At 70.5% G+C, this 23,607-nt stretch carries 16 protein-coding genes and 2 CRISPR repeat arrays (1 of these 18 only partly in view); of the genes, 6 read left to right on the top strand and 10 right to left on the bottom strand.

Features of this window, described 5'->3' with window-relative positions; translation table 11 throughout:
- A CRISPR array of direct repeats spans positions 1-30; the repeat unit is 28 nt (it extends 512 nt beyond the left edge of the window).
- A gap of 77 nt (positions 31-107) precedes the next feature.
- Genes csb2 through cas3 form a run of 4 tightly spaced genes read right to left on the bottom strand, consistent with a single transcriptional unit; the run spans position 108 to position 7,001 of the window.
- A complete protein-coding gene (gene csb2, locus AB0I89_RS21970) occupies positions 108-1,553 on the bottom strand; it encodes a type I-U CRISPR-associated protein Csb2 (RefSeq protein ID WP_357129664.1) in 1,446 nt (481 codons plus the stop codon).
- Positions 1,550-2,470: a type I-U CRISPR-associated RAMP protein Csb1/Cas7u gene (cas7u, locus tag AB0I89_RS21965; RefSeq protein ID WP_357129661.1), complete on the bottom strand. Its 921-nt coding sequence runs from the start codon at positions 2,468-2,470 to the stop codon at positions 1,550-1,552. The genes csb2 and cas7u overlap by 4 nt, the downstream gene beginning before the upstream one ends.
- Complete coding sequence (gene csx17 / locus AB0I89_RS21960; RefSeq protein ID WP_357129658.1) at positions 2,467-4,602, bottom strand: type I-U CRISPR-associated protein Csx17; 2,136 nt, start codon at positions 4,600-4,602, stop codon at positions 2,467-2,469. Before csx17 ends, cas7u begins: the two co-directional genes overlap by 4 nt.
- Positions 4,599-7,001, bottom strand: a complete 2,403-nt coding sequence (cas3, locus tag AB0I89_RS21955; protein ID WP_357129655.1) for a CRISPR-associated helicase Cas3' — start codon at positions 6,999-7,001, stop codon at positions 4,599-4,601. Before cas3 ends, csx17 begins: the two co-directional genes overlap by 4 nt.
- A 587-nt stretch (positions 7,002-7,588) precedes the next feature.
- Positions 7,589-8,371: direct repeats of the CRISPR family, unit length 37 nt; unit sequence GTTTCACCGGCCGGACACGGCCGGTCTCCGTTGCAGC.
- An 830-nt stretch (positions 8,372-9,201) separates the two neighbouring features.
- Here cas3 and AB0I89_RS21950 point away from each other — a divergent pair.
- Positions 9,202-10,764, top strand: coding sequence for an AMP-binding protein (locus tag AB0I89_RS21950; protein WP_357129652.1), 1,563 nt, complete (start codon positions 9,202-9,204; stop codon positions 10,762-10,764).
- A gap of 4 nt (positions 10,765-10,768) precedes the next feature.
- Here the strand turns inward: AB0I89_RS21950 and purD are convergent, their stop codons facing one another.
- The 3 genes from purD to AB0I89_RS21935 all read right to left on the bottom strand — a co-directional run bounded on the left by purD (position 10,769) and on the right by AB0I89_RS21935 (position 14,600).
- Positions 10,769-12,019: a phosphoribosylamine--glycine ligase gene (gene purD, locus AB0I89_RS21945; RefSeq protein WP_357129649.1), complete on the bottom strand. Its 1,251-nt coding sequence runs from the start codon at positions 12,017-12,019 to the stop codon at positions 10,769-10,771.
- A 159-nt stretch (positions 12,020-12,178) separates the two neighbouring features.
- Positions 12,179-13,114 carry a type IV toxin-antitoxin system AbiEi family antitoxin domain-containing protein gene (locus AB0I89_RS21940; RefSeq protein ID WP_357129647.1) on the bottom strand — a complete coding sequence of 312 codons (936 nt, stop codon included), beginning with the start codon at positions 13,112-13,114 and terminating at the stop codon, positions 12,179-12,181.
- A 196-nt stretch (positions 13,115-13,310) separates the two neighbouring features.
- A complete protein-coding gene (locus tag AB0I89_RS21935) occupies positions 13,311-14,600 on the bottom strand; it encodes an adenylosuccinate synthase (RefSeq protein ID WP_357129644.1) in 1,290 nt (429 codons plus the stop codon).
- Positions 14,601-14,724: 124 nt separating this feature from the next.
- On the opposite strand from AB0I89_RS21935, the gene AB0I89_RS21930 reads away from it, so the two are divergent.
- Together AB0I89_RS21930 and AB0I89_RS21925 are read left to right on the top strand one after the other, a co-directional pair.
- Positions 14,725-15,750, top strand: coding sequence for a hypothetical protein (locus AB0I89_RS21930; protein ID WP_357129641.1), 1,026 nt, complete (start codon positions 14,725-14,727; stop codon positions 15,748-15,750).
- Positions 15,751-15,821: 71 nt separating this feature from the next.
- Positions 15,822-17,993 (top strand): chromosome partitioning protein, encoded by a 2,172-nt coding sequence (locus tag AB0I89_RS21925; protein ID WP_357129638.1) that lies wholly within the window; start codon positions 15,822-15,824, stop codon positions 17,991-17,993.
- A 45-nt stretch (positions 17,994-18,038) separates the two neighbouring features.
- On the opposite strand, the gene AB0I89_RS21920 is transcribed toward AB0I89_RS21925, so the two are convergent.
- A complete protein-coding gene (locus tag AB0I89_RS21920) occupies positions 18,039-18,467 on the bottom strand; it encodes a DUF3151 domain-containing protein (protein WP_357129635.1) in 429 nt (142 codons plus the stop codon).
- 249 nt (positions 18,468-18,716) lie between these two features.
- Here AB0I89_RS21920 and AB0I89_RS21915 point away from each other — a divergent pair, with 249 nt between their 5' ends.
- A complete protein-coding gene (locus AB0I89_RS21915; RefSeq protein WP_357129632.1) occupies positions 18,717-19,910 on the top strand; it encodes a hypothetical protein in 1,194 nt (397 codons plus the stop codon).
- A 58-nt stretch (positions 19,911-19,968) separates the two neighbouring features.
- Here AB0I89_RS21915 and fbaA read toward each other — a convergent pair whose 3' ends face one another.
- Complete coding sequence (gene fbaA / locus AB0I89_RS21910; protein WP_357129629.1) at positions 19,969-20,994, bottom strand: class II fructose-bisphosphate aldolase; 1,026 nt, start codon at positions 20,992-20,994, stop codon at positions 19,969-19,971.
- A 135-nt stretch (positions 20,995-21,129) separates the two neighbouring features.
- Positions 21,130-21,513: a phage holin family protein gene (locus tag AB0I89_RS21905; RefSeq protein WP_354860252.1), complete on the bottom strand. Its 384-nt coding sequence runs from the start codon at positions 21,511-21,513 to the stop codon at positions 21,130-21,132.
- Between the two features lie 122 nt (positions 21,514-21,635).
- Here AB0I89_RS21905 and AB0I89_RS21900 point away from each other — a divergent pair, with 122 nt between their 5' ends.
- Positions 21,636-21,848, top strand: a complete 213-nt coding sequence (locus AB0I89_RS21900) for a hypothetical protein (RefSeq protein ID WP_357129625.1) — start codon at positions 21,636-21,638, stop codon at positions 21,846-21,848.
- Positions 21,849-21,993: 145 nt separating this feature from the next.
- Positions 21,994-23,544 (top strand): LPXTG cell wall anchor domain-containing protein, encoded by a 1,551-nt coding sequence (locus AB0I89_RS21895; RefSeq protein WP_357129622.1) that lies wholly within the window; start codon positions 21,994-21,996, stop codon positions 23,542-23,544.
- Positions 23,545-23,607: the final 63 nt, after the last annotated feature.

Here is a 23,607-nt window from a genome sequence, read left to right as displayed (position 1 = left end):
CCGTTCCACCGGTCGGAGACGGCCGGGCTCTGTTACTGCAGGCGACAGGGCATCCGGAGCGCCGAAGGAATCTCCCGTGGCTGCAATCTCCGGCGAAGGGCCTTCCCTCAGCGGATTCCTTGTCGCCCGCCAGTCGGCTGAGCAGTCTTCGCGGCCGAACTATGTTCCGGCAAGAAGATGCCATATCCGAAATGGCTCAGTTGTCCGAGAATGAGTGGCCCCGGCTGCTCATGGTCGAACTCCAGGCGTAGTCCGATTCCGCGGCGGGCGTTGGTGAGTTTCTCCGACTGACGGTATCGGCGGTAGGTCAACGCCCATCGGTCGGACATTCCTTCTTCTGGGTTTAGGCGGGTGACGGTTGCTGGTGGCAGATTGCGGTATCCGAGTTCGGTTCGGATGTCGGCGGTGATGTATTGGTCGAGGGTTTGCCGTTTCGGGTATCGGACGGCGAGGTATGGAGTGAGGCTGCGCCATCGGCGGGCGGGGCCGCACAGCTCTGGTGCGACCTGCTGGACGGTGCCGGTGGCTTGCAGCATCAGCTTGACGTCGGGGAGGCCTTTCACGTGGTAGTCGCCGCGGCGTCCGGAGGCGCTGCGGATGCCGATGAGTTGGCCGATTTCGTCGAGCATGAGTCCGCCGGGCACCCAGACAAGGAAGCTGGTCACGCCAGCGCCGGCTTGCGCTCCGCTGGGGATGGGGATCCAGTGTGCGTGCTGGTGGTTCGTGGCGGCCCCTTGTTGGCCGAACAGTCCGGGTCGGTTGCTGTCGAGTTTGGTGGCGGCGAGTCGGTGGATTTCGTCGGCGAGCAGGACGGCGTGGGTGGCCTTGAGCGGTGCACGTGAGGTGATGGCGAAGCGGATCGCGGTCACCGCGCTGTCGACGTCCCGCTTCCCAGCGGGTGCTGATGGTTCGGCGGGTTCACGGGCGTAGCGGACCCAGCGTGTGTCGGGTGGCAGGGTGCGGCGTCCCTTGCGTACTTCCAGGGTTGTCGCTTCGAGGATTGCCCGTCGGATCGGCCCTGCCGGAGCGAGTAGCCGTACGGTTTCGGTCCCGGCCGGCGTCGGTCGCCACCAACTGGCGTCGGGCTCAGGGTTGGTGTCAAGGAGCCGGGCTTCGCAGACGGAGTCGGCTCGGCCGAGGTAGGGGATCAACTCGACGAGCTTCGCCAGGGTGTTCCGCTGCTCGTTTGAGAGGGTCGCCGGCCACTGGATGAAGAGGTCTTGGTCGCGCGGAACGGACAGGTACGGATCAAGGGTGAGGTCGGTAGACCCAGTCGCCCCCGTGGTGTGGTCGGCGTCGGGCAGGTAGTGGCGGCTGTGGCCAGGGCCTGCGGGTGGGGCTTGGTAGATGGGCAGGTCACCGAGGGTGTGGAGGAGTTCGTCGAGTGTGGGGGCGGGGAGGTCGGGCCAGCGGGTGTACCAGGTCGCGACGAGCGCGCGGAGCAGCCGCCATGGTGATGGTGGCCATTCGACCGCTCCTTCGTTGACGCTGCGGTCCCAGGCGGTGGCGTGGTAGCGGCCGAGGGGGAAGCGGACCGCGAGGGTGATCGTCATCCCTTGCCCCGTCCGGTCCAGACGGCGGTGGTGACGGTGCCGAGCTGGTCGCCGCATTCCTCGATGAGTTTGGCGACGCGGCGGGTGGCCTCGGCGGTGTCCGGCCGTTCCCCTTCCATGCCGACGACTTCCAGGTCACAGGCGGTTCGCAGGCGGAGTCCGCCGTCGAGCAGGGTGCCGATTTCGAAGTCGATGAGTGCTTCCAGCAGCGCGGTGGCGGAGTCGGACAGGCCGTAGGAGCGTAGTTGTGCGTGGTCGACGGAGAAGTAGGCGGTGATTTGCTTCGCGGTGTACTCGACGCGGTGGTGCGGCACCGTCCCGTATCCCTCGGCGGTCGCGCCGTCCTTCGCCTCGTTGATCACCACGTCGCGTTTGACCCCGCCGCTGACCGCCGGGCGGACGTCGTATGCCTCGATGAAGCTGGTGACCGCGCGGGCGATCCGCGGCTGCCACGGCCACCCCTTGCGGGCGAAGAACACGCCGTGGACCAGGGACACCGGGTCGAGCGCGAAGCAGGCGCGGGCCACCGCGCGGTGATCCAACGGTCGGCCGGCGGTGAGTCCGAGGCGCTCGCGCATCCACTGCTCACCTTTGACGCCGTCGACCGCGCCGTTCATGACATAAGCGGAGGCCAACCGGTGTGCTTCAAGCCGGCTGGAGGACAGGAACGCGCCGTCGCCGTCGACGACGCGCACGTACGGCAGACCGGACAGTTCTTCGCGCTGCTCGGCGCGGGCGTCGTCCCAGGTCGTCGCCTCCAGGCGGTTCGCCATCGACTGGGTGGACTCGACCAGCAACGCCCTCCCGTCGGTGGAGTCGAACTCCGCGGCGCCGAGGTCGGGGAACCCGGCGGGTTGGAACCGGGATCCCATGAGCGGACGCAGGTCAGCCTTGATCACCGTGCGGTGGTTGGTCACAACGTCTCCTTCAGGAGTTCGGGGGCGTGCGCGGTCTCGCGCGGTTCGTCGGAGGCGATCGGGGTGCCGAAGTAGCGGCGCAGCATTCGTTGGGGTTGCCGGCAGCGCGGGACCAACGCCGCCGCGAGCGCGTGGCCGTCGATCGGGATCTGTGCCGGCGCCGGCACCGCGTCCCAGCCGGCTTGGCGGAGCCGGCGGACGGCCTCGGCGTGCACGGCGGGTAGGTGTCCAGCGGCGAGCCGGGCGGGCCAGTCCGGGCTGAGCGCCCACCGGGGCACGTCACCCTGGGCGCGGCGTGGGGGTGCCATGCCCTCGGCCAGGGGGTGAAGGAGCCCGAGGGTGGCGATCGGGACGACGGGTTCGTCGGGGTCGGCCCAGGTGTGCTCGACGCCGTCCCAGCGCAGGGCGAGGCAGGCGCGTAGCCACAGGTCCAGGGCGTCGTCGTCGAGGCGGTTGGGTGTGGCGAAGGCGTGTAGGTCGAGAGGGGGAACCCGTATTCCGCGGCGGAAGGTCGGGAAGCCGCGGAACGTCTGCTCGCTGGGCTCGTCCACGGCGGTACGGCTGCGCCACAGCAGCACGTCGGTCAGGACCTGGCGCAGCGGTCGCAGTCCGAATCCGGGCACCACCGGGCTGGCACGCCACCGCGGGTGCGGGTCGACGGGCAGCAGCAGGTGACGCATGGTCCGCGACTCTTGCCGGGGGGCTGCTGTGGCGGCGGAGGCTATGCCCACCGCGATCCGCAATTCGGGGCGGCTGGCCCGCGTGAGCACCTCAAGAAACTCGCCCGCCGGCGGTGGTGTCCGCACGGGCACAGCGTCACGGGTGCGCCCGCTGCGGCCGACGGCCTGTTCGAGGTCGGTCACCGAGGCGAGGAGCCGGGCCAGCGGCAGCGCTCCGCCGTCGCGGACGTAGGCGAGGTGGGCGGTGTCGAAGCGGCGCAGCCGTTCCCCGACCGAGCCGGTGCCCGCGCCGCGGCGTACCCAGGACACCCAGTCCTCCAGCCGGGCGGCGAGGCGTACCTCCGGTCGGTCCACGACCGTCACCCGGTCCAGTGGGACCGCGACGTGGGCGAGGCCGTTGCGTTGGTGCAGGCCGTAGCGGGCGAAGGCGTCGACGCCGCGTGCGACGCCGAGGCTGCGGGTGGCGGCATAGAACTCGACGGACCGGCGGGCGGGCCGCCCACGCCAGGCCGCGCGGGCGTCGGAGAACAACTGCCGGGTCTCGGACAGGCTGAACGGCCGCTCCCACAGCGGCGCCCAGATCTCACCCCGGCTCACCTCACTGGAGGCGCCGCTCGTCGACCCGTCCGGGGTAGCAGCCACCGTGAACGGGATCGCCGCCCGCCCCGCCTGATGCTGATGGCGGCGCACAGCGGTGGAGGCGAAGAACAACGCCCCCTCGACCATGAGCACGAAAGCCCACGGATTCACGATCGCCTCCGCCGCACCGAACGGCGACGAGTTCGGCCCACCCGTAGACAGCGGGTCGAACTGACCCGCGGAGGCCCGACTCAGCGGCACCGTCTCCTGACCCGTGAGCAAATCCTGGGCGAGGGCACGAGAGCGGTCGACCTGCACCGGCTCGGTCGCGAGAACCTCGAGTAACCGTTGATGGAAGGAGGTGGAGAACTCCAACCGGCCGTCGTTGCCACCCGAGCCCAGCAACGGCGGGAAGTAACTCTGGTCGCCGACGAGGACCACCGTGGCGTCGATCCACGGCAGCAACGCGTCCGGGGCCCGGTTCCGGAACTGGCGGATCGTGCGTTCCTTCGTCCACCCCTGCGAACGAGACCGCTCGCCCACTGCCGTGGCGGTCACCATCGCTTGCCGGAACGCGTCGAGGCGAGGTGAGGGATGCGCGACCAACGCGTCGAGGGCCTGTTTCGGGGTCTTGTCCTTCGCCCCGAAACCGCTTCCCTCGTTCCACGGGCTCAGCACCGGCGTCGGCGTATACCGATCCACCAACCACCCGCCAAGGTCTGGCACCGTCGTGTCGAGCACCAGCCCGTCGTCGGTCCAGCAGGCGGTCACCTCCGGGTCGGTCTGCTCGCCCAGCACCCGGAACAGGCCAAGACCAGCGAGGTACGCGCTCAACGGCGTCGGACGCAGCCCCGCCAACACGTGCCGGGTCACGCGGCTGTCCCCGGGTTCGCGCTGGCCCGCCAGTCGGCGATCCGCACCAACGTCTCCAGGTACGCCAGCACGAACGGCCCGTACCGATCCCGCAGACCAAGAGCAGTCCGCGTCCATGACCGGGCACCACCGAGGCCGAACTGATCCAGGTCGACGGTCAACGTGCCGCCTGGTTGTCCCAGCAGGTCTGAGGTCAGCACCACCTCGTTGCGTTTCAACCCGAGCAGCCGGTCGTCGTCGGTGTCATCCGGCCCGCGGACCTGGACCCGCAGCTTCCCGTGATGAGCCAGCACCAGATACCGCACCAGATCCGGATCCTCAACGCCGGCGAGCAGGCCACGTAACGGACCATCCAACAGCAGCAACGACACCAACTCGTGCCGGAAGTTCGTGACCCCACCCGCGTAGGCCAGCCGGCCGGCGACCGCGGACTTCGCCCACGGACGCCCACCCTCAACGTGCTCACGCTCATCCGGCGGCGCCAGGGCGCAGAGAGCGTCCTGCCAGGCCGGATGAGTCTTCCCCGCGTCGTGCGCGTACGCGGCGACGGCCACGGCGTGCAGCACCGGCGCCGGGAGAACCGGGTTGATGCCGCTGATCAACGCCCGCGCTTGGGCGCGTACATCCGTGCTGTGTTGCTCCAGGCTCACCCACTGCGGCTGCGCGACGCTGGCATCATCCTGCTGATACGCGTCCTCCGCCCCGGCGGCTTGGTCCATACCGGTCGCGGGCACGGGAACGGGGTCCAGCGAGGGGCAACCCGGCACCGGCCGACGCACCGATGGATCGAAGCCGGACTCCGGGTCATAACCGCCCGCGCTCGCCGCGACCACCAGCACCTCACCCGGGCGGGCCGGCTGCCGATCACTGACCCGAGTCCACTGACCCGTCGCCTGCGCGAAGCGCCACACTGGGACGCGTTTCGCGAGAGCGCGCAACTCACCGAGGGGCACCCGGCAACGCCACCTCGCCTCCGGCGCCTTCGCCTCCCCCGCCGGCCGCCCGCTGGCGTCCGTAGGCGCCCACACCGCCCAGGCGAGCAACACGTCAAGCTCGTCGGCATCGCGCACATACGGGCCCACATCCAGATCCGCCCCGGTCAGATCCGGTGCGGTATCGAACAACGCGAGGAGATCCGCCCGGCGCAGAACGGTGACCTCAGGCTCCGTAACGAGCACATCGCGAGCGAGGAGATCCTCACTCGTCACCGCAACGCCGTCCAGCACCGTCAGCTCGGCGACGCTCGCGCGCACATCCGCTTCCTCATACGGCAGGTGCTTGACCGGCGGCAGCCACCACAGCTCCGCATCGGTCAGCAGACCCCGCCGGTTACACCGCCCCGCCCGCTGCACAACCGACGGCCACGGAGCCGCCTCCGTGACCAACACCGCCGCATCAAGATCAAGGCCGGCCTCGACCACCTGAGTAGCGACCACCACGTGACCAGCGCCCGAAGGCTCGGCGCTGACTGCCTCCGCCAAGCGCTCCCGTTCTATCCCCCGAAACCGGGAGTGCAGCAGCGTGAGGGGTACCGATTCCTTCCGCAGGGCCGCGTGCACACCGCGTGCCGCAGCGACCGTGTTCATCACCACCAGGGTCAAAGTCCCCGGCCGGTGCCGCCGCAGCACCGCCGCCGCGATCGACGCGTAGTCGCCGGGCTCCACCGGAAGCCGGGCAACCGAACGCTTCGCGTTCAACCGGACAGCCAACTTCCCCACCCGGTCGCCCGCCTCGACGCGCACCACGTCGGACTCGACCGGGACTGGGTTATCCACCGTGTCGAGCAGGCTCGCGGAAACGGTGGCCGACATGCACGTCAGGCCGGTCGGCTCAGCCGTCGGCCACGACCCCCCGCCACCGGTACGAGTGAACGCCGCGAGCTGCCGCAACGTCGTCGTCGACTCCGGACACAACTGGATCTCATCAATCACCCACTGGGCGCCGTTCAGGACCAGGGCGAAGTCGATGGGGTAGATGGCCCGAGAGATGCCATAACCGCGGTTGAGCGCCTTACTGACCAGCGAGTCCACCGTGCCGATCAGAATCGCCAGCTGATCCATCTCCAACCGCCAACGCCGCTGAGACTCCCCCGCCCCACCCATCACCACATGCAACGCGACCGTCTCGGACAACCCAAGGTTCGCCAACCACCTCTCGGTCTCCCGCGCTACCTGCTCCACCAACGACCGCTGCGGCAGCGCAAAGACCATCCGCCGCGGCGTGCCGACCGGATCAGGCCCGTGCAGCCGCCGCCAGAGCCACGCCAGAATGATGCCCGTCTTCCCCGCACCCGTCGGCGCCTGAACCACCGCAGGAAGACCATCGTGCGCCAACCGCGCCTGGTACCCATACGGCAACTCACCGGACGCCAACTCGAAGAACGCGTCAAAAGACGTCACACAAACTCCTCATCGGACCCGTCCGGGAGCATCGTCCACCCGAACCCATCGAGCCGGACCACCAGACGATCGGGAGACAGCCTCATCGACTCCACGTCATACACCCTCGGTATGACACTGTCAGGATCCAGACGAAACCCGGCCACGACCCAAGCCCGCCAACCGACCAACGCCAGGCACACTGCCCCGCACGCCAGGCGCACGCCCAGGGACCCTCACGTCAAGCTATGCACCGCGTCGATGTTGCTTCGACTCTCCCGGTAGAGACTCCGAGCTAATCTGGCACCGCCCGACACGACGACGACGCGACGGGACCCGATTGGGTTTAGTAAGTCTGGCGAACTCACGCAGGTATCGCCGCCAGCGGCACCGGGCCATTCATTGACAGCCAGCCCCCGGCCACGGACCTTGACAACTAAAGCGCGGCCATCTCCGGCAGGCACACGCTGCCTCCGCGGTTCGGAACCGTAGGCGATCACGCCACAAGCGCGAGGTTCCGAACCAGCAAACCCGGGCAAATCTGGCATAGCAGGCACAGCATAAGCGCGACTACATTAGTGCCCATGCATTTGACCAGTTCAGGAAGGGTTTCACCGGCCGGACACGGCCGGTCTCCGTTGCAGCTTGGTGTTGGCGTCGAGCGGCACGTCCGGGAGGTAGAGGGTTTCACCGGCCGGACACGGCCGGTCTCCGTTGCAGCTTGCCCTTGTGATCCTCGGCCCAACTGGCGAGAGCGAGTTTCACCGGCCGAACACGGCCGGTCTCCGTTGCAGCGCCTGCGCGTTGCCCGGGAGCGCGTAGTCGACGGTGGTTTCACCGGCCGGACACGGCCGGTCTCCGTTGCAGCGCCGTCAACACCACCACCGGCACCAAGCTGCTGTACGTTTCACCGGCCGGACACGGCCGGTCTCCGTTGCAGCGTCGACGCGGACAGCGGACCGAGGGTGACGCCGGCGTGCTTCACCGGCCGGACACGGCCGGTCTCCGTTGCAGCTTCGACGGCTGGCTAGCGAAGGTGAAGGCCCGTTACGGTTTCACCGGCCTGACACGGCCGGTCTCCGTTGCAGCGACGAACGGATCGCGCCGTGGCGCACCGAGCACTACAGTTTCACCGGCCGGACACGGCCGGTCTCCGTTGCGGCGCTGCCGGGGTGAAGCGGAAGTTGGCACCGCAGATCAAGTTTCACCGGCCGGCCGGTTACGGCCGGTCTCCGTTGCAGCGCGATCTGGCCCAGTAGGTGGTGCGGCGGGGTCTGGGAGTTTTACCGGCCGGATAAGGCCGGTCTCCGTTGCAGCACCCACGCCCGGCCGCTGGTTGAGCGGTGGCGGCTGACTTCACCGGTCGGAGACGACCTGGTCTCCGTTGCAGCGCCACCGACGCAAGCGCGACGGCTTCCCACGAACGCCCTTCGGCAGCCGTTCCATCAAAGAACGATTCGGCCAGTTCCCGTAGCAGCGAGGGCGGCACCCAGCTGGATGCGACCGTGCCGGCGAGGCCGTACCTTGGCATGGCTGACGAGGCCTCGACTGGCGACGTCACCGTACGTAGCGTCCACCCGGGCCCACACTCAGCCGCGTTCCCCCATTGAGTGAACCTAACCCGGCATCCCGAAGGCCCCCTCGGACCGTCAACCAGGAACTTGGGACATGCAGATTTAACGATGAACTTGCCCAGGATTTCCCCATAACGACGATCGAAAACTGCCCGAGCTAACCGAAGATACTCCAAAAAGTGACTACTGAGTCACTCAGAGTTGGCGCACTATGGCACCTCGCAGCACCCGCGCTGAACTGGGAAAACAACTCTCCACTAGCCCCTCCAAGGCCGGCCTCCCATTACGACCAACCCAGTCTGGTCGCCGCCGACCAAGATCTACACCATTTTCGAGGGTACGTCCGAGATCCAGCGACTGGTCATCTCCCGAGCGATCTCCGGCATGCAGATCCGCTGACCCTCCGCTCCTCGCGCCCGACCAGCGTCGGGTCGGCGGCCGCTCCGGCCGACGGCCCGACCGGTCGGCGCGGGCCCAGGTCGGTGCCGCCAGACCCGTACCCGGCGATCCTGCTTCTGCCTAACCGTGCCGACTACGTCACCCCACGCCGACGTCGGCTGGGCCGCCCGGCGCGTCGGGTGCATGATCAAGGAAGACGCCCCGCCGGATGGGGCTGTCCGCGCACCGCCCCCAAGGAGGTCTGCGGCATGGACCTGCCGTTCGTCGTCACCACGCTGACCCGTCGCGGTCTGCTCACCCCGGGCCGCCCGGTCCGAATCGCCTCGCAGCTCAACGCGCTGCGTACCTGGGGATGGAGCCTCGCCGGCGAACTACGCCAGGCGGCCGCCCGCGACCCCGGGCGACCGGCGATCATCGACGAAAACGGCGTCGAGCTGACCTACCAGGCGCTCCTCGACCGGGCCGAGCGGATGGCCCGGTCGATGCGGTCCGGGCTCGGCGTACAACCCGGCGAGCGGATCGGCGTCCTCTGCCGCAACCACCACGGGCTCATCGAGACGATCGTCGCGGCGACCCTGCTCGGTGTCGACGCGGTGCTCGTCAACACGGGCCTCTCCGCCGCCCAACTCGCGACCGTCGCCGAGGAACAGCGGCTGCGGCTGTTGGTGCACGACGACGAGTTCGCCGAACGGGTCCTCGGCCTCCCCGCCGAACTGCCCCGCCTCGACGAACGCGCCCGCGAGGAACTGGTGGCCGGGGCGCTACCGGGCGAGCTGCACCCGCCGGAGCGCGACGGCCGGATCATCGTGCTGACCTCGGGCACCACCGGTGCTCCCAAGGGCGCCCGCCGTCCCACACCCAGCGGCTTCGGGCCGCTCGTGTCCATCATCGACCGCATACCCCTGCACACAAAGGACCGGGTGCTGATCGCCGCCCCGATCTTCCACACCTGGGGATTCGCCGCGCTCCAGGTGTGCTTCGCGCTGCGGGCCACCATCGTGCTGCACCGCCGCTTCGACCCGGCCGCCACGCTCGCCGCCCTGGTCACCCACCGCTGCGACGCCCTCTTCGCCGTACCCGTGATGCTCCAACGACTGCTGGAGGTGCCCCCACCGGACCCACGCCCCACGCTCAAGGTCGTCGCGGTCAGCGGATCGGCCCTGCCCGGCGGGCTCGCACCGAAGTTCATGGACGCGTACGGAGACGTCCTCTACAACATGTACGGGTCCACCGAGGTCTCCTGGGCGTCCATCGCCAACCCGGCGGACCTGCGCCAGGCACCCACCACGGCCGGCCGACCACCACACGGCACCCGACTGGAACTGCTCGACAACGCCGGCCAACCGGTCCCGCCGGGACAGGTCGGGCGCATCTTCGTCGGCAACGAGATGCTCTTCGAGGGATACACCTCGGGTGCCACCCGGGAGACCCGCGACGGGTTGCTCGACACCGGAGACCTCGGCCGGCTCAACCCCGACGGACTGCTCTTCGTGGACGGCCGGGCCGACGACATGATCGTCTCCGGCGGCGAGAACGTGTTCCCGTCCGAGGTGGAGGACCTGCTCGCCCAGCTACCGCAGGTACGCGAGGCCGCCGTGATCGGCGTACCCGACCCCGAGTACGGCCAGCGACTCGCCGCGTTCCTCGCCCTGCACCCCGGCGAGACGCTCGACCCCGAGGCGGTCCGCGAGTACGTCCGGCACTACCTGGCCCGCTTCTCCGTACCCCGGGACGTGGTCTACGTGAAGTACCTGCCCCGCAACGCCACCGGCAAGGTCCTCGCCCGCGAGCTGCGCCGCTACTACGGCTGAGAGGTCAGCCCGGGATCGTGATCCGGCCGGCGATCGCGGCCGCGGCGATGTCGGTGCGATGCTGCGAGCCCGCCAACTCCACCCCGTCCACCAGCGCGTACGCCGCCTCCCGGGCAGCCGCCAGGTCGCGGCCGGTGGCCGTACCACAGAGAACCCGGCCGCCGGCGGACAGCAACGCGCCGTCGCCGGCCCGGCGGGCGGTGCCCGCGTGGATGATTCCCGGCCGGTCCGCGCCGGTGATCACATCGCCGGTGCGCGGCGCGGCCGGGTAGCCCTGCGCGGCGAGCACCACGGTGACGGCGGCGCCGTCCCGCCAGCGCAACGGCGGGTGCTCGGCCAGCGTGCCGGTGGCCGCCGCCTGCAACAACCCACCCAGGGGAGTCTCCAGCAGCGCGAGCACCACCTGGGTCTCCGGGTCACCGAAGCGCGCGTTGAACTCGATCACCCGGGGGCCGGCGGCGGTCATCGCCAGGCCGACGTAGAGCAGGCCCGCGAACGGCGTGCCCCGGCGGCGCAACTCGGCCAGCGTCGGGTGCACCACGTCGCGCATGACGTCGTCGACCAGGCCCGGCGGTGCCCACGGCAGCGGCGCGTACGCTCCCATGCCACCCGTGTTGGGGCCGCTGTCGCCGTCGCCGATCCGCTTGAAGTCCTGCGCTGGCAGCAGCGGCAGGGCGGCCTCGCCGTCGGTGACCACGAACAGGCTGACCTCCGGGCCGTCGAGGAACTCCTCGACCACGACTCGGCCGCACTCCGCGGCGTGCGCCAGCGCGGCGGACCGGTCGTCGGTCACCACCACGCCCTTGCCGGCGGCGAGACCGTCGTCCTTCACCACGTACGGCGCGCCGAACTCGTCGAGCGCACGCGCGGTGCTCTCCTCGTCCGTACAGACGTACGCCCGGGCGGTCGGCACCCCGGCGGCGGTCATCACGTCCTTGGCGAACGCCTTCGAACCCTCCAACTGGGCGGCCTCGGCCGACGGGCCGAAAACGGCGATGCCCTTGGCTCGTACGGCATCGGCGACACCGGCGACCAGCGGCGCCTCCGGGCCGATCACCACCAGGTCGGCTGCGGTCTCCACCGCCAGCGCCGCCACGGCGGCCGGATCGGTCGCGGTAACGGCCTTCAGCTCGGCGACGTCGGCGATCCCCGGATTACCCGGAGCGGCAATCAACGCGTCGACAGCCGAATCGCGAACCAACCCGAGGGCAAGCGCATGCTCGCGCCCCCCACCACCCACCAAGAGAACCCGCACAACGCCCCATCCTACTGCCCACCCAACCCCCCACCCCGCCCCGCCGCCCCGCCGCCCCCCGGGCCCTCGCCCCCGGCCCCGGCCCCCAGCCCCCGCCCCCCCCCGGTGATCAAGAGGTTTGCGTCAGGAAGGGGCGCGGATTTGACGCAAACCTCTTGATCATCGGCGTTGGTCCTGGTTTTTCGTGATCGCCTTGCGGACGGTCCAGGGGATGTAGTCGGGGCGCAGGGTGTCCTGCCAGGTGAAACGGAGGATCGTCCAGCCGGCGTTGACCAGGCGATTCTGACGGTGGCGGTCAGCGAAGGCGGCCTCCGGGGTGTCATGGGCGCTGCGACCGTCGGCTTCCGCTATCACCCTCGGCGCGCGCCACCCGAGGTCACCGATGCCGAGCAGGTAGCCGTCGTCGTCGCGTACCTCCAACTGCAAGGCGTCCGGCGGCACCCCTCCGTCGACACATCGCAGCCGGGTACGCGTTTCCAGGGGCGACTGTGCACGGCCGTCTGCTTCCGCCAGCCAGGGTCGTGCCGCGACCGCACCCCGCCGACCCCGGATCAGACGCGGGATCACGTCGAGGTCGTCCGGCGTGACGAGCCCCTGGCAGAGCGCCGAATCGAGGACGGAGACTGCCGAGTATCGATCAGCACGCAGAATGACGTCCGAAATCGTGCGAAGCGGAGCGGTCGCGCGGACACCCGCGACCGTTGCTATCTCGCCGGGACCCACGGTGACCTGGTGTACGACCAACCAGGGCGCCAGCGCGCGCTGAGGCCGGGGCCTGTCGACCGGCACCGATACGTGCACCTGTGACGTCCGCCGCAGGCCGGCGATGCCGTGCACCTCGAGCGCCGTGTCGAGGACCGCGAAGGCAGCCGGCCCGAGGCTCGCGGTCGCTGCCCGGATGCGGGCGCGTCGCAGCGTCGAATCGGACGACGCTGCCTCCGGGACGTAGCACCCACGCAGGAGCCCCTGCCACCTGCCGGACCGACACAACTGTCGGACCTGGTCTCTCGTCAGACCGGCGCGCAGGGCCTGGGCCAGGGTGACGATCCCGTCCTGCCCGGCCGCTACATCACGAAGCACCTGGTGTGGTCCCACCCCCACACCCTGCCCACCGCCACACCCGCACCCAAGCCCCTGTGGATAACCCCAGTTCCCCTGTGGAAAACCCAGACGGCTTGTTCCCGTCGATCAAGAGGTTCGCGTCAAATTCGCGCCGATTCCTGACGCGAACCTCTTGATCACCGAGACGAATGGGGTGGGGGTGGGGTGGGGTGGGGGTTGGGTTTGGGGGTTAGGGGAGGAGGGGGTGTTGGAGTACGTTTTCGTCTCGGCCTGGGCCTACGCCGATGACGCTCACCCTCGTGTTGCAGAGTTCCTCTACGCGGGCGATGTAGCGACGGGCGTTCTCCGGCAGGTCTTCGGGGGTGCGGGCCTTGGTGATGTCCTCCCACCACCCGTCCAGCTCCTCGTACACCGGCGTGGCGTGGTGGAAGTCCGTCTGGCTCATCGGCATGTCGTCGACCCGCTTGCCGTTGATCTCGTAGCCGACGCAGATCGGCACCTTCGGCAGCCCGGTGAGCACGTCCAGCTTGGTGATGACCAGGTCGGTGACGCCGTTGAGGCGGCAGGCGTACCGGGCCACCACCGCGTCGAACCACCCGCACCGGCGCTCCCGGCCGGTGGTGGTGCCGTACTCCGCGCCGATCTTGCGCAGGTGCGCGCCGTTGGCGTCGAACAGTTCGGTCGGGAACGGCCCCGAGCCGACCCGGGTGGTGTACGCCTTGCTCACCGCGATCACCTGGTTGATCGCGGTCGGCGGGATGCCGGCGCCCACGCAGGCGCCACCGGCCGTCGGGTTGGACGAGGTCACGAAGGGGTACGTGCCGTGGTCCATGTCCAGCATGGTGGCCTGCGCGCCCTCCAACAGCACCGTCTCGCCCCGGTCCAGCGCGTCCCAGAGCATCGCCCGCGTCTCGGCGATGTACGGCTTGAGCCGCTCCGCGTACTCCAGGTACTCGTCGACCGTGGCCTCGAGGTCGATCGCCTTGCGGTTGTAGACCTTGAACAGCATCTGGTTCTTCTCGCGCAGTGCGAGTTCCAGCTTCTTGCGCAGGATGCCCGGGTCGAGCAGGTCCTGGAGTCGGATGCCCATCCGGGCGACCTTGTCGCCGTACGCGGGGCCGATGCCCCGACCGGTGGTACCGATCCGGGACGAGCCGAGGTACCGCTCGACGACCCGGTCCAGTGCCCGGTGGTGCGGCATGATGAGGTGCGCGTCACCGGAGATCCGCAGCCGGGACACGTCCACGCCACGCTCGGCGAGACCGTCGATCTCGGCGAGGAGCACCTTCGGGTCGACGACCACGCCGTTGCCGATGACGATCATCGCGCTCGGCGAGAGCGCCCCGGAGGGCATCAGGTGGAGCGCGTACTTCTGGCCGTCCGGGGTGATCACCGTGTGCCCGGCGTTGTTGCCGCCGGAGTAGCGCACGACGTAGTCGACCCGCTCACCCAGCAGGTCGGTAACCTTGCCCTTGCCCTCGTCGCCCCACTGAGCGCCGATGAGCACGATCGCTGGCATCTCTTCCGCCTCCAGAAGGCTCGGGTGCCAGATGGCGACCGGTTGGCGAGCCCGGGGTGTCAGGTTAACAAGTAGTGACGGCGCGACCGGCAGGGGTCGCGTCGAGAGGCGGGAGGCTCCTTCGGTGTACGACGTGGTGCTGCTCACCCTTGCGTCGGAGCGGGACGCTTCCGGCGGGTGCGGCAGCGGCGAGGCCTGCTGCGGCGGCGCGGACGCGACCGGCGCGGGCGTCGACGGAACCGGACCGACGCCGGGTGACGCCGACAGTTGCGCCACCGATCGGCCCCGGGTGCCGGTGCTGGCCTGCGCCGACGCGCTGACCGCCCGGGGTGCCCGGGTGCAGATGGTCACCGCCCGCTCGGACGCGGAGATCGACGCCGTACTCGCGCAGCTCGACGGCCCGGCCCGTCCGGACGGCCTCACCTGGCCGGACGCGGACGGCAAGACCCGGCTGGTCGTCGCCACGGCCAGCGACGGTCAGTTGCGCGCCGTGCTGCGCCGGCTCGTTCGGCGGTACGCGCCAGCGCCGAGCCGTCGCCCGGCGGACCTGCGTGACGACCGGACCCTGCCCGACCTGCCGCCGGTCGCCGTACTCCCGCTCGACCCGGCGCGCGGCGGCGCCCAGCGGGACCTGGCCGCGCAGTTCGGGTTGCCCCGCGACCCGGCGGCCGTGGCGGCCGCGGTGCTCGACGGCACGCCGCGTCGGCTGGATCTGCTGCGCAATGACGGCGGCTCGGTGACCCTGGACGGCGCGCTGTTCGGGGCCGCCGACGACGCGGGTCGGCCGCTGCACTGGCGGGCCCGGGTGGAGGTCGACGACACCGTCCTCACGAACGGTGACGAACCGTTGCTGGCCTGCGCGGTCGGCAACGCCGGCGGGTACGCGTCGCTCGAGGACGTGACGTTGCTGGCCGCGCCGGACCCGGCGGACGGCCAGGTCGAGGTCGCGGTGGCCGTTCCGGTGGTCGTCAGGTCGACGTGGGGTCGCAAGCGGGTACGCCTCGAAGTGCGGCGGGCTCGCGGACGGGCGGTGTCGGTGCTGCCCCGCGAGGGAAAGGTGCCCTACCTCGACGACGGCGTCGAGGGTGAGCTGACCCGCAAGCGCTCGTGGTGGGTCGAACCGGGTGCCTGGGCGGTCTGGGTGGTCTGACCCCCGTTTCGCCGACCGGCCCCGGTCGGCCGGTGGGCCTATCCTCGCAGGAGGACTGGGGAGGAACCGTAATGGACAAGAACGCCGACCGGGCGCAGGTGCCCGGCCAGCAGCCGGTGCCGGAGCGGGACATCGAACCACTGTGGCCGCCGGATCCGGCCGAGCAGGGCGCAGAGGTGGTACCGCCGTGGGCAGCGGTCGCCGAGCAGCGCGGCGCCCCGTCGCAGTCCGCGCCTGCGGCCGTGTCACCGCCGGTCGCCGCACCGCCGATCACGGCGCCGTCGGTCGGCCGTCCTGGCGTCCCCGGGCAGCCGGGCGCGGCGGCCCTGCCGCCGCCGTCGCCGTCGGACTATCCGTCGCTGACCGGGGCGGTGCCGCCACCGACGGGCTGGGGCGCGAACGGGCCGGGCGGGCCGGGCACGGGCTGGGCGCCGGCGCAACCGAGCTGGCCTCCGGCCGACCCGCCGGCCGCGGCAACGACGTCGCCCGCTCCTCCGGCGCTGCCCGCACCGCCGACGCCACCGCTGCCGCCCGCCGTGGGCGGGCTCATCGGAGCCGGCAACGACTCGTCGCCGTCGTCCACCGGCACGCCGACCGCCGAGGGCGCCACGCCGAACCCGGCGGCCACCGCCGCCGTCCCGACCCCCGGCCAATCGGGCGTGTCGGGTGGGGTCGACCTGGATCTACCGTTCTCCCTGGATCGCCCGCCGGTCGTGGCCGCGCCCGCCGACGGTGCGGCCACCGCAAGCCCCGGAGCAACAGCGCCACCCGCAGCAGGGCAGCCCGCAGCCGGCGCGGCAACGGCAGACCCCGGCACGGCCGGCCAGGCCGCAGGGCCGGCAGCGGAACCGGTGTCGCAGGGTGGCGGGGAGACCACGCCTGCCGTCGGGGCGGCTCGGCCCGCGGCCGAGTCACCCTGGGCGTATCCACCGCAGCGACCGGCCAGCCCGACCCCATCGGCACCGGAGCAGGTCGACATTCCGCCGCCACCGATCCCCACCCCGCCGGTTCCGCCACCCCCGACACCCGCCGTCGACAGCGGCGGCGCGGCGGGGCAGACGTACGCGGGGCAGGTCTACGGCGGCCAGGCGGCGATTCCTGGCCAGGCCGGCCCGGCGAAGCCACCGCAGCAGGACGCCGTCCCGACCCCGCCGCCTGGGCCGTTCCCCCCGTCGCCGGGCTGGTATCCGCCGCCCTGGCAGCAGGGCGCGGCGGCGGCTCCACCGGTCCCGCCGCAGCAGTACCAGGAGACCGACCCGGTGGCGCGGGTGCCGGCCACGGGCTACCCGGACGCCACGTGGACGCCGGAGACCACGGCCGCGCCGACGGCGGAGGATTTCGCCCGCCGTCGGCAGGTCCGGCCCGCCGACCCGGTGGCCACCATGGGCGTACGGGCGGTGGTCAACAAGATGGGCCTGCTCCGGCTCTCTCCGGGGCGGCACGAGCAGGAGCTCAAGCGGGACATCGAGATGGTGCGCCGCAACTTCGGCGGGCTGCGGCAGGTGACCGTGGTCAACCCGAAGGGCGGCGCCGGTAAGACGGTGGCCATCCTGCTGCTCGCCATGACGTTCGGTCAGAAGCGCGGCGGCTACGTGCTGGCCTGGGACAACAACGAGACCCAGGGCACCCTCGGGATGCGCGCCCAGCAGGACTTCCATGCCCGCACGGTGCGCGACATGCTGCGTGATCTCGGGCAGTTCCAGGGCGCGCACGGGCGGGTCGGCGACCTGTCGCAGTACGTGCGGTCGCAGGGCGAGGGCATGTTCGACGTGCTCGCCTCGGACGAGTCGGCCACCGGCGGCGAAATGCTGACCGCAGCCGCGTTCGCCGAGATCCGCGAGGTGGTCAGCCGGTTCTACAAGCTGATCTTCGTGGACACGGGGAACAACGTACGGGCGCAGAACTGGCAGGCGTCGATGGACGCCACCGACCAGCTCGTGGTCACCATGTCCGCCCGTAACGACTCGGCGGAGACCGCCGCCCGGATGCTCGACCACCTCGAGCAGAGCGGCCGGCAGCGGCTGGTCCGGCAGGCGGTGACGGTGGTGTCGATGCCACCGTCCCGCAAGGAGATCGACCTGCCGGCCATTCAGGAGCACTTCGCGGCTCGTACCAGGGCGGTGCTGCTGGCGCCGTACGAGCGGCTCATCGACAGCGGCGAGCCGATCCGGTACGGCGGTCTCTCCGCGGCCACCCGGGACGCCTGGCTGAAGATCGCCGCAGCGGTCGCCGAAGGGCTCTGAGCAGCCGACGGCCGGCCCGGTGTCGGGCCGGCCGTCGGAATGAGGTCAGTTGCTGGCCAGCGCGTCCGCCGCTGCCGGGTCGCAGTCGCGCAGGAACTGGGCGCAGCGGGCCGCCTCGTCGGCCTCGCCGATCTCGTCGGCGGCGCGGGAGAGCACGTACAGGCAGCGCAGGAAGCCCCGGTTGGGCTCGTGGGACCACGGCACCGGCCCGTGGCCCTTCCAGCCGTTGCGGCGGAGCTGGTCCAGGCCACGGTGGTAGCCGGTGCGCGCGTACGCGTAGCCCGTCACCACCGCGCCGGTCGCGAACGCCCGGGCGGCGAGCGCGCCCCACGCTGCGCTGAAGGTCGGGAAGCGGGCCGCGACCTCGGCGTACGCCTCGTCGGTGCCGGCCTCCTGGGCAGCGGCCAAGGCGGCGTCGGCCTCGTCGTTCGCGGGCAGGAGGGTGGCCGGTGGCTCCGGCAAAAGGTTCTGCATCGCCCCATTCAACCCGCTGGACAGGGCGACATGCGAGCGGGTCGGCGGACGCGTCCCGCTGAACGGCTGAGGAGTTCATCACGCCTGCGGCCTATGCCGCCGCCAGGTGTTTTCCACTACAACTAATGGTCCGGAGCCTCCCCAGGACCCGGTTACGCAGGAGCCCGGTGGCCACGACCGCCGGGCTCCTGTCGCGTCCCGGGGCCATCCGGGGTTTGGCCGACCCCGCCGAAGGGGCAGGATGGCCCGGTGCCGACCCCACCACCCACCGACGTCATCGAACCGCACCTGCACGCCGACGAGATCCAGACCCGGGACGAATTCGACCGGCAACTGGTCACCGGCCGGCTGACCGGGCTGACCGTGCAGGGGCTACGCCTCGACCTCGCCCCGGTGCCCGACCTGACCGGCATCGAGGTCACCGGCGCCCTCTTCGTCGGCTGCCGGTTCGCCTCCCGGGAGGTCGGCGCCGACCTGGTCCGGCGCGGCGCGAACGTGGTGCCGCCGTTCTCCGGGCTGCCGTACCCGACCCAGCCGGCGCACCTCTACACCCCGGACGACCTTGCCGCCGGGTTCGTCGAGGGCGGGTTCGCCGGGATGTACGACACCCGGGTGTACGAGCACTACCGGGCACACGGCGGCGCGCTGCCGGACGTGAAGGAGGCGCTCGGCCAGCGGCTGCACGACCACGGCGTGGACAACGCGCTGGGTGACGCCACCCGGGCCTGGTTGGCCGCGCACGGGTCACAGTCGGTGGTGGGCATCATGGGCGGTCACGCGGTGCGGCGCGGCAGTCCCGCGTACCGGATGGCGGCGGTGCTGGGGTGGGAGCTGGCGCGGGCCGACCGGCTGGTGGTGACCGGCGGCGGCCCCGGGGTGATGGAGGCCGCGAATCTCGGCGCCTTCCTGGCGGACCGACCGGCGGCGGACCTGACCGCGGCGATCGACCTGCTGGCCACCGCGCCCGACTTCACCGACCACCACCGGTACACGGCGGTGGCGTTGACGATCCGGCAGCGGTACGCGGGCGTACCCCGCCAGCGGGGCGACGACCTCGGTTGGGCGCGGGCCGGCGGGCTGGCCATCCCGACCTGGTTGTACGGGCACGAGCCGGCGAATCTGTTCGCGGGGCGGATCGCGAAGTACTTCTCGAACGCGATCCGGGAGGACACCATTCTGCGCCTCGCCCGGGGCGGCATCGTGTTCGCGCCGGGGCGGGCGGGCACGGTGCAGGAGGTGTTCCAGGCGGCCACCAAGACCTACTACGGCACCGACGGGGCCAGCGGCGCGTACATCTTCCTGGACCGTGACTACTGGACGCGGGAGCTGCCGGTGGAGGCGCTGCTGCGCCCGCTGCTGGCCGCCTCGCCGTTCGGTGACCTGTCGTCGACGATCCACCTCACCGACGACGTCCGCGAGGCCGTCTGCCTGCTGACCGCTTGAAAGGAAGGGCCCCTTATTAACAGACGTCTGTTAATAAGGGGCCCTTCCTTTCAAGCAACTACTTGGTCATCGTGGTGCCGGTGGAGCGCAGGTGCTCGCACGCCTCGACGACGCGGGCGGCCAGGCCGGCCTCGGCGGCCTTGCCCCAGGCGCGCGGGTCGTACTGCTTCTTGTTGCCGACCTCGCCGTCGATCTTCAGCACGCCGTCGTAGTTGCGCAGCATGTGGTCGGCGACGGGCCGGGTGAAGGCGTACTGGGTGTCGGTGTCGATGTTCATCTTCACCACGCCGTAGTCCAGCGCCTCACGGATCTCGCTGAGCAGGGAGCCCGAGCCGCCGTGGAACACCAGGCTCAGCGGCTTGTCCTTGCCGTACTTGGCACCGACCGCCTCCTGGATCTGGTTCAGGATCTCGGGGCGGAGCTTGACGTTGCCCGGCTTGTAGACGCCGTGCACGTTGCCGAAGGTCAGCGCCGCCATGTAGCGGCCCTTCTCGCCGAGGCCGAGCGCCTCGACCATGGCCAGGCCGTCCTCGGTGGTGGTGTAGAGCTTGTCGTTGATGGCGTTCTCGACGCCATCCTCCTCACCACCGACGACGCCGACCTCGATCTCCAGGACGATCTTGGCCTTGGCGGCCTCGTCGAGGAGCTGGGAAGCGATCTGCAGGTTCTCGGCGACCGGCACGGCCGAGCCGTCCCACATGTGCGACTGGTACAGCGGCTCCTCGCCGCGCTTGACCCGCTCCTGCGAGATGGCCATCAGCGGACGCACGAACTTGTCCAGCTTGTCCTTCGGGCAGTGGTCGGTGTGCAGGGCGATGTTCACCGAGTACTTCTTGGCCACCTCGTGCGCGTACGCGGCGAACGCCACCGCGCCGGTGACCATGTCCTTGATCGAGGGACCGGACAGGTACTCCGCGCCACCGGTGGAGACCTGGATGATGCCGTCGCTCTCCGCGTCGGCGAAGCCCTTGAGCGCCGCGTTCAGCGTCTGGGAGGAGGTCACGTTGATCGCGGGGTACGCGTACCGGCCAGCCTTGGCGCGGTCCAGCATCTCCGCGTAGGCCTCGGGGGAAGCGATGGGCATGTGATGTGCTCCTTACTTACCACTCTCGGCCGTGCTGGCCGCTGTTGTTCGTCTGTGCGCCGGACCGCGCTGTCCTCCGCCCGGCAGTATCCCGCAGGTGAGGTGCGCAGGACCAACCGAGGGGGTGTCAGCCGCTCACCGGGTGTCCAGACGGTCCGGCACGATGACGCTGATCAGCCAGGTGACCACGGTCATCACGATCGCTCCCCAGAACGCCGCCCAGAAGCCGTCCACCTGGAACGGCAGGTCGAGCCCGCGCGCGATCCGGTCGGTGAGCAGGAAGAGCAGCGCGTTCACCACCAGGGCGAACAGGCCGAGGGTGAGCAGGTAGAACACACAGCCGACCACCCGGATGATCGGCTTGAGTACGGCGTTGATCACACCGAAGATGAGCGCCACCACGATCAGCGTGAGCACGGTGTTGCCACCCGAACGGCCGTGCACGTCCACCCCGGGCACGATCAGCGTGGTCACCCACAGCGCGACCGCGGTGATCGCCAGTCGGATGAGGAAGCCCACGGCACCATCCTGGCACCGGCTCCCGCCGTCCCGGGGTGATTCGGCCGACTCGGCTTGCCGGCGCGGAGTGGCCGCAGCCCGTACGGTGGTGGGAGCCGTGCCCCGAGACCCCGGGAGGGACGATGGGTCAGCCCGATGAGGACTTCACCCCCGGCGACCACCTCGCCGCGGACGAACGCGATCCGGAGGCGGAGCCGGCCGACGCGGTCGAGCAGGCCACCTCGGTCGACCCCGCCTACGTCGACGGCGAGCCACACCGCGGCATGGAGGTCGACGACTGGGACGCCATGGAGCAGGCCCGGGTGGTCACCGGGGACGAGGACGACTACCGCTGACCTGCCCCACGACCGTTGTCCGTTGGGGCAGAGGTGTCCAGCCGTTCGGTTCGTTCGACAAATATCGATAGCACCGGGTCACCGAAAGTGTCGGGGTCTCCCTAGGTTGGGCGAGCGCCACCACTGTCTCATCGGGAGGACCCCCATGCTCAAGCAATCGATCCGCTGGCTGGCGGGGCTGGGTGCCGCAGGAGCGTTGATCGTTGCCTCGGCAACCCCCGCCGTCGCCGCGGCAACGATCGAGCCGTACTTCCAGGACTCCACCCTGGCCGGCGGCTCGGAGAAGGTCAGAAGCCTGTTTCTGTACGCCGACGAGGCGACGAGCCTCAGCGACGTCGCCGTGCGGTACGACTACCGCTCACTGGCCAACAAGATCACTATTGCCCCCTTTGACCAGCAGGAGTGCGCCACACCGGAGCCGGGCGTTCTCGTCTGCGCGGAGTCCTTCGGCGTCACCCTGAACGAGGTGCCGCCGCTCGGCAGCGGGATCTACCGAGGCGCTACCAAACGGGTGGCCCTGACCGCCACTCAGGACGCGCAGCTCGGCGACTCCGGCGACGTGGTGATCAGCTTCGAGGCAGCGGGCGGGCGGCAGGGCAGCTACACCTCGCGGGTCCGCATCGGCGAGGGCGTCGACCTGGCCGGCGGGCCGTTCACCTACCCTTCCTCGAAGCCGGGCGGGAAGGTTTCGGTGCCGCTGGCCGTGTCCAACGTCGGCGACGAGACCGTCACGGGCTTCGTCGCGGTCTTCGACCTTCCGTACGCGATCCGGACCAAGGATCGGTTCAGCAACTGCCTCTACTCCGACGACCACCTGGTCTCCTGCCAGTTCGACCAGGAGATCCCGGCGGGCGAGGGGCTCGCCACCACGTTGAACCTCGAACTCGCCAGGGACACCTACGCCCCGAGCAACCTGTCCGGCTATGCCCAGTTCATGACCGCTGCCGACTTTGCGGACCTGACCCGGGTTCGCGAAGCCGTTGGCGCGCGAGAGGGCGCGCGTGGCAGCGGCCCGAAGCTGACCCTGACCGCGGCACCCAGCGGGATGCGGCAGGCCGACCAGACCGACGTCGGCCCGGGCTACGACTACACCGGCTGGATCATCAAGGTCACCGGCAGGAACGGCACCGACCTCGCGGCGATCGGCGCCACGCTCAAGGGCAGGGCTGGCGCTGTCGTCACGGCCACCGTCGGTTTCCGGAACAACGGCCCGGCGACGCTCGACAACGTGAGCGAGGAATACGAGGCCGCCACACACACAGTCGTCGAGCTGCCGCCCGGCACCACAGCCGTCGGAGTCCCCGACAGTTGCGAACTGCGGCCGGGCACCCGCACGTACCAGTGCGCATCGGAAATGCTCCTGGTGGCGGGCGAGACCTACACCGTGGAGTTCCGCCTACGTATCGACAGGGTCGTCCCCAACGCCAAGGGCACGGTATGGGTCAACGCGCCGTGTGAGTGTCCCGCCGGCGGGGGCTTCAGGGGCGACATCAAGCCGGCCAACGACCGGGCCACGATCCTGGTCAACCCGGGCCAGGGCGGCGGCAGCGGTGACGGAGGCAGCGGTGGCGGTGGTTCGCTGCCCATCACCGGCACCCCCACGAGCCTGCTCGCCAGCCTCGGTGGCCTGCTGCTCGCCGCCGGCCTCGGCGCGTACCTGATCGCCCGACGTCGCAGCAGCCACTTCGTCGCCTGACCGACCCCGCCTGACCGGCACCCCGCCGTCGTTCGTCCCCTTGGCGGTGGGGTGCCGTCGCAG

Origin of the sequence: Micromonospora sp. NPDC049801 (genome assembly GCF_040656575.1) — a bacterium.
Taxonomy (GTDB): domain Bacteria; phylum Actinomycetota; class Actinomycetes; order Mycobacteriales; family Micromonosporaceae; genus Micromonospora.
The sequence above is the reverse complement of the archived record's forward strand: the minus strand, read 5'-3'. Positions and strand labels throughout refer to the sequence as shown.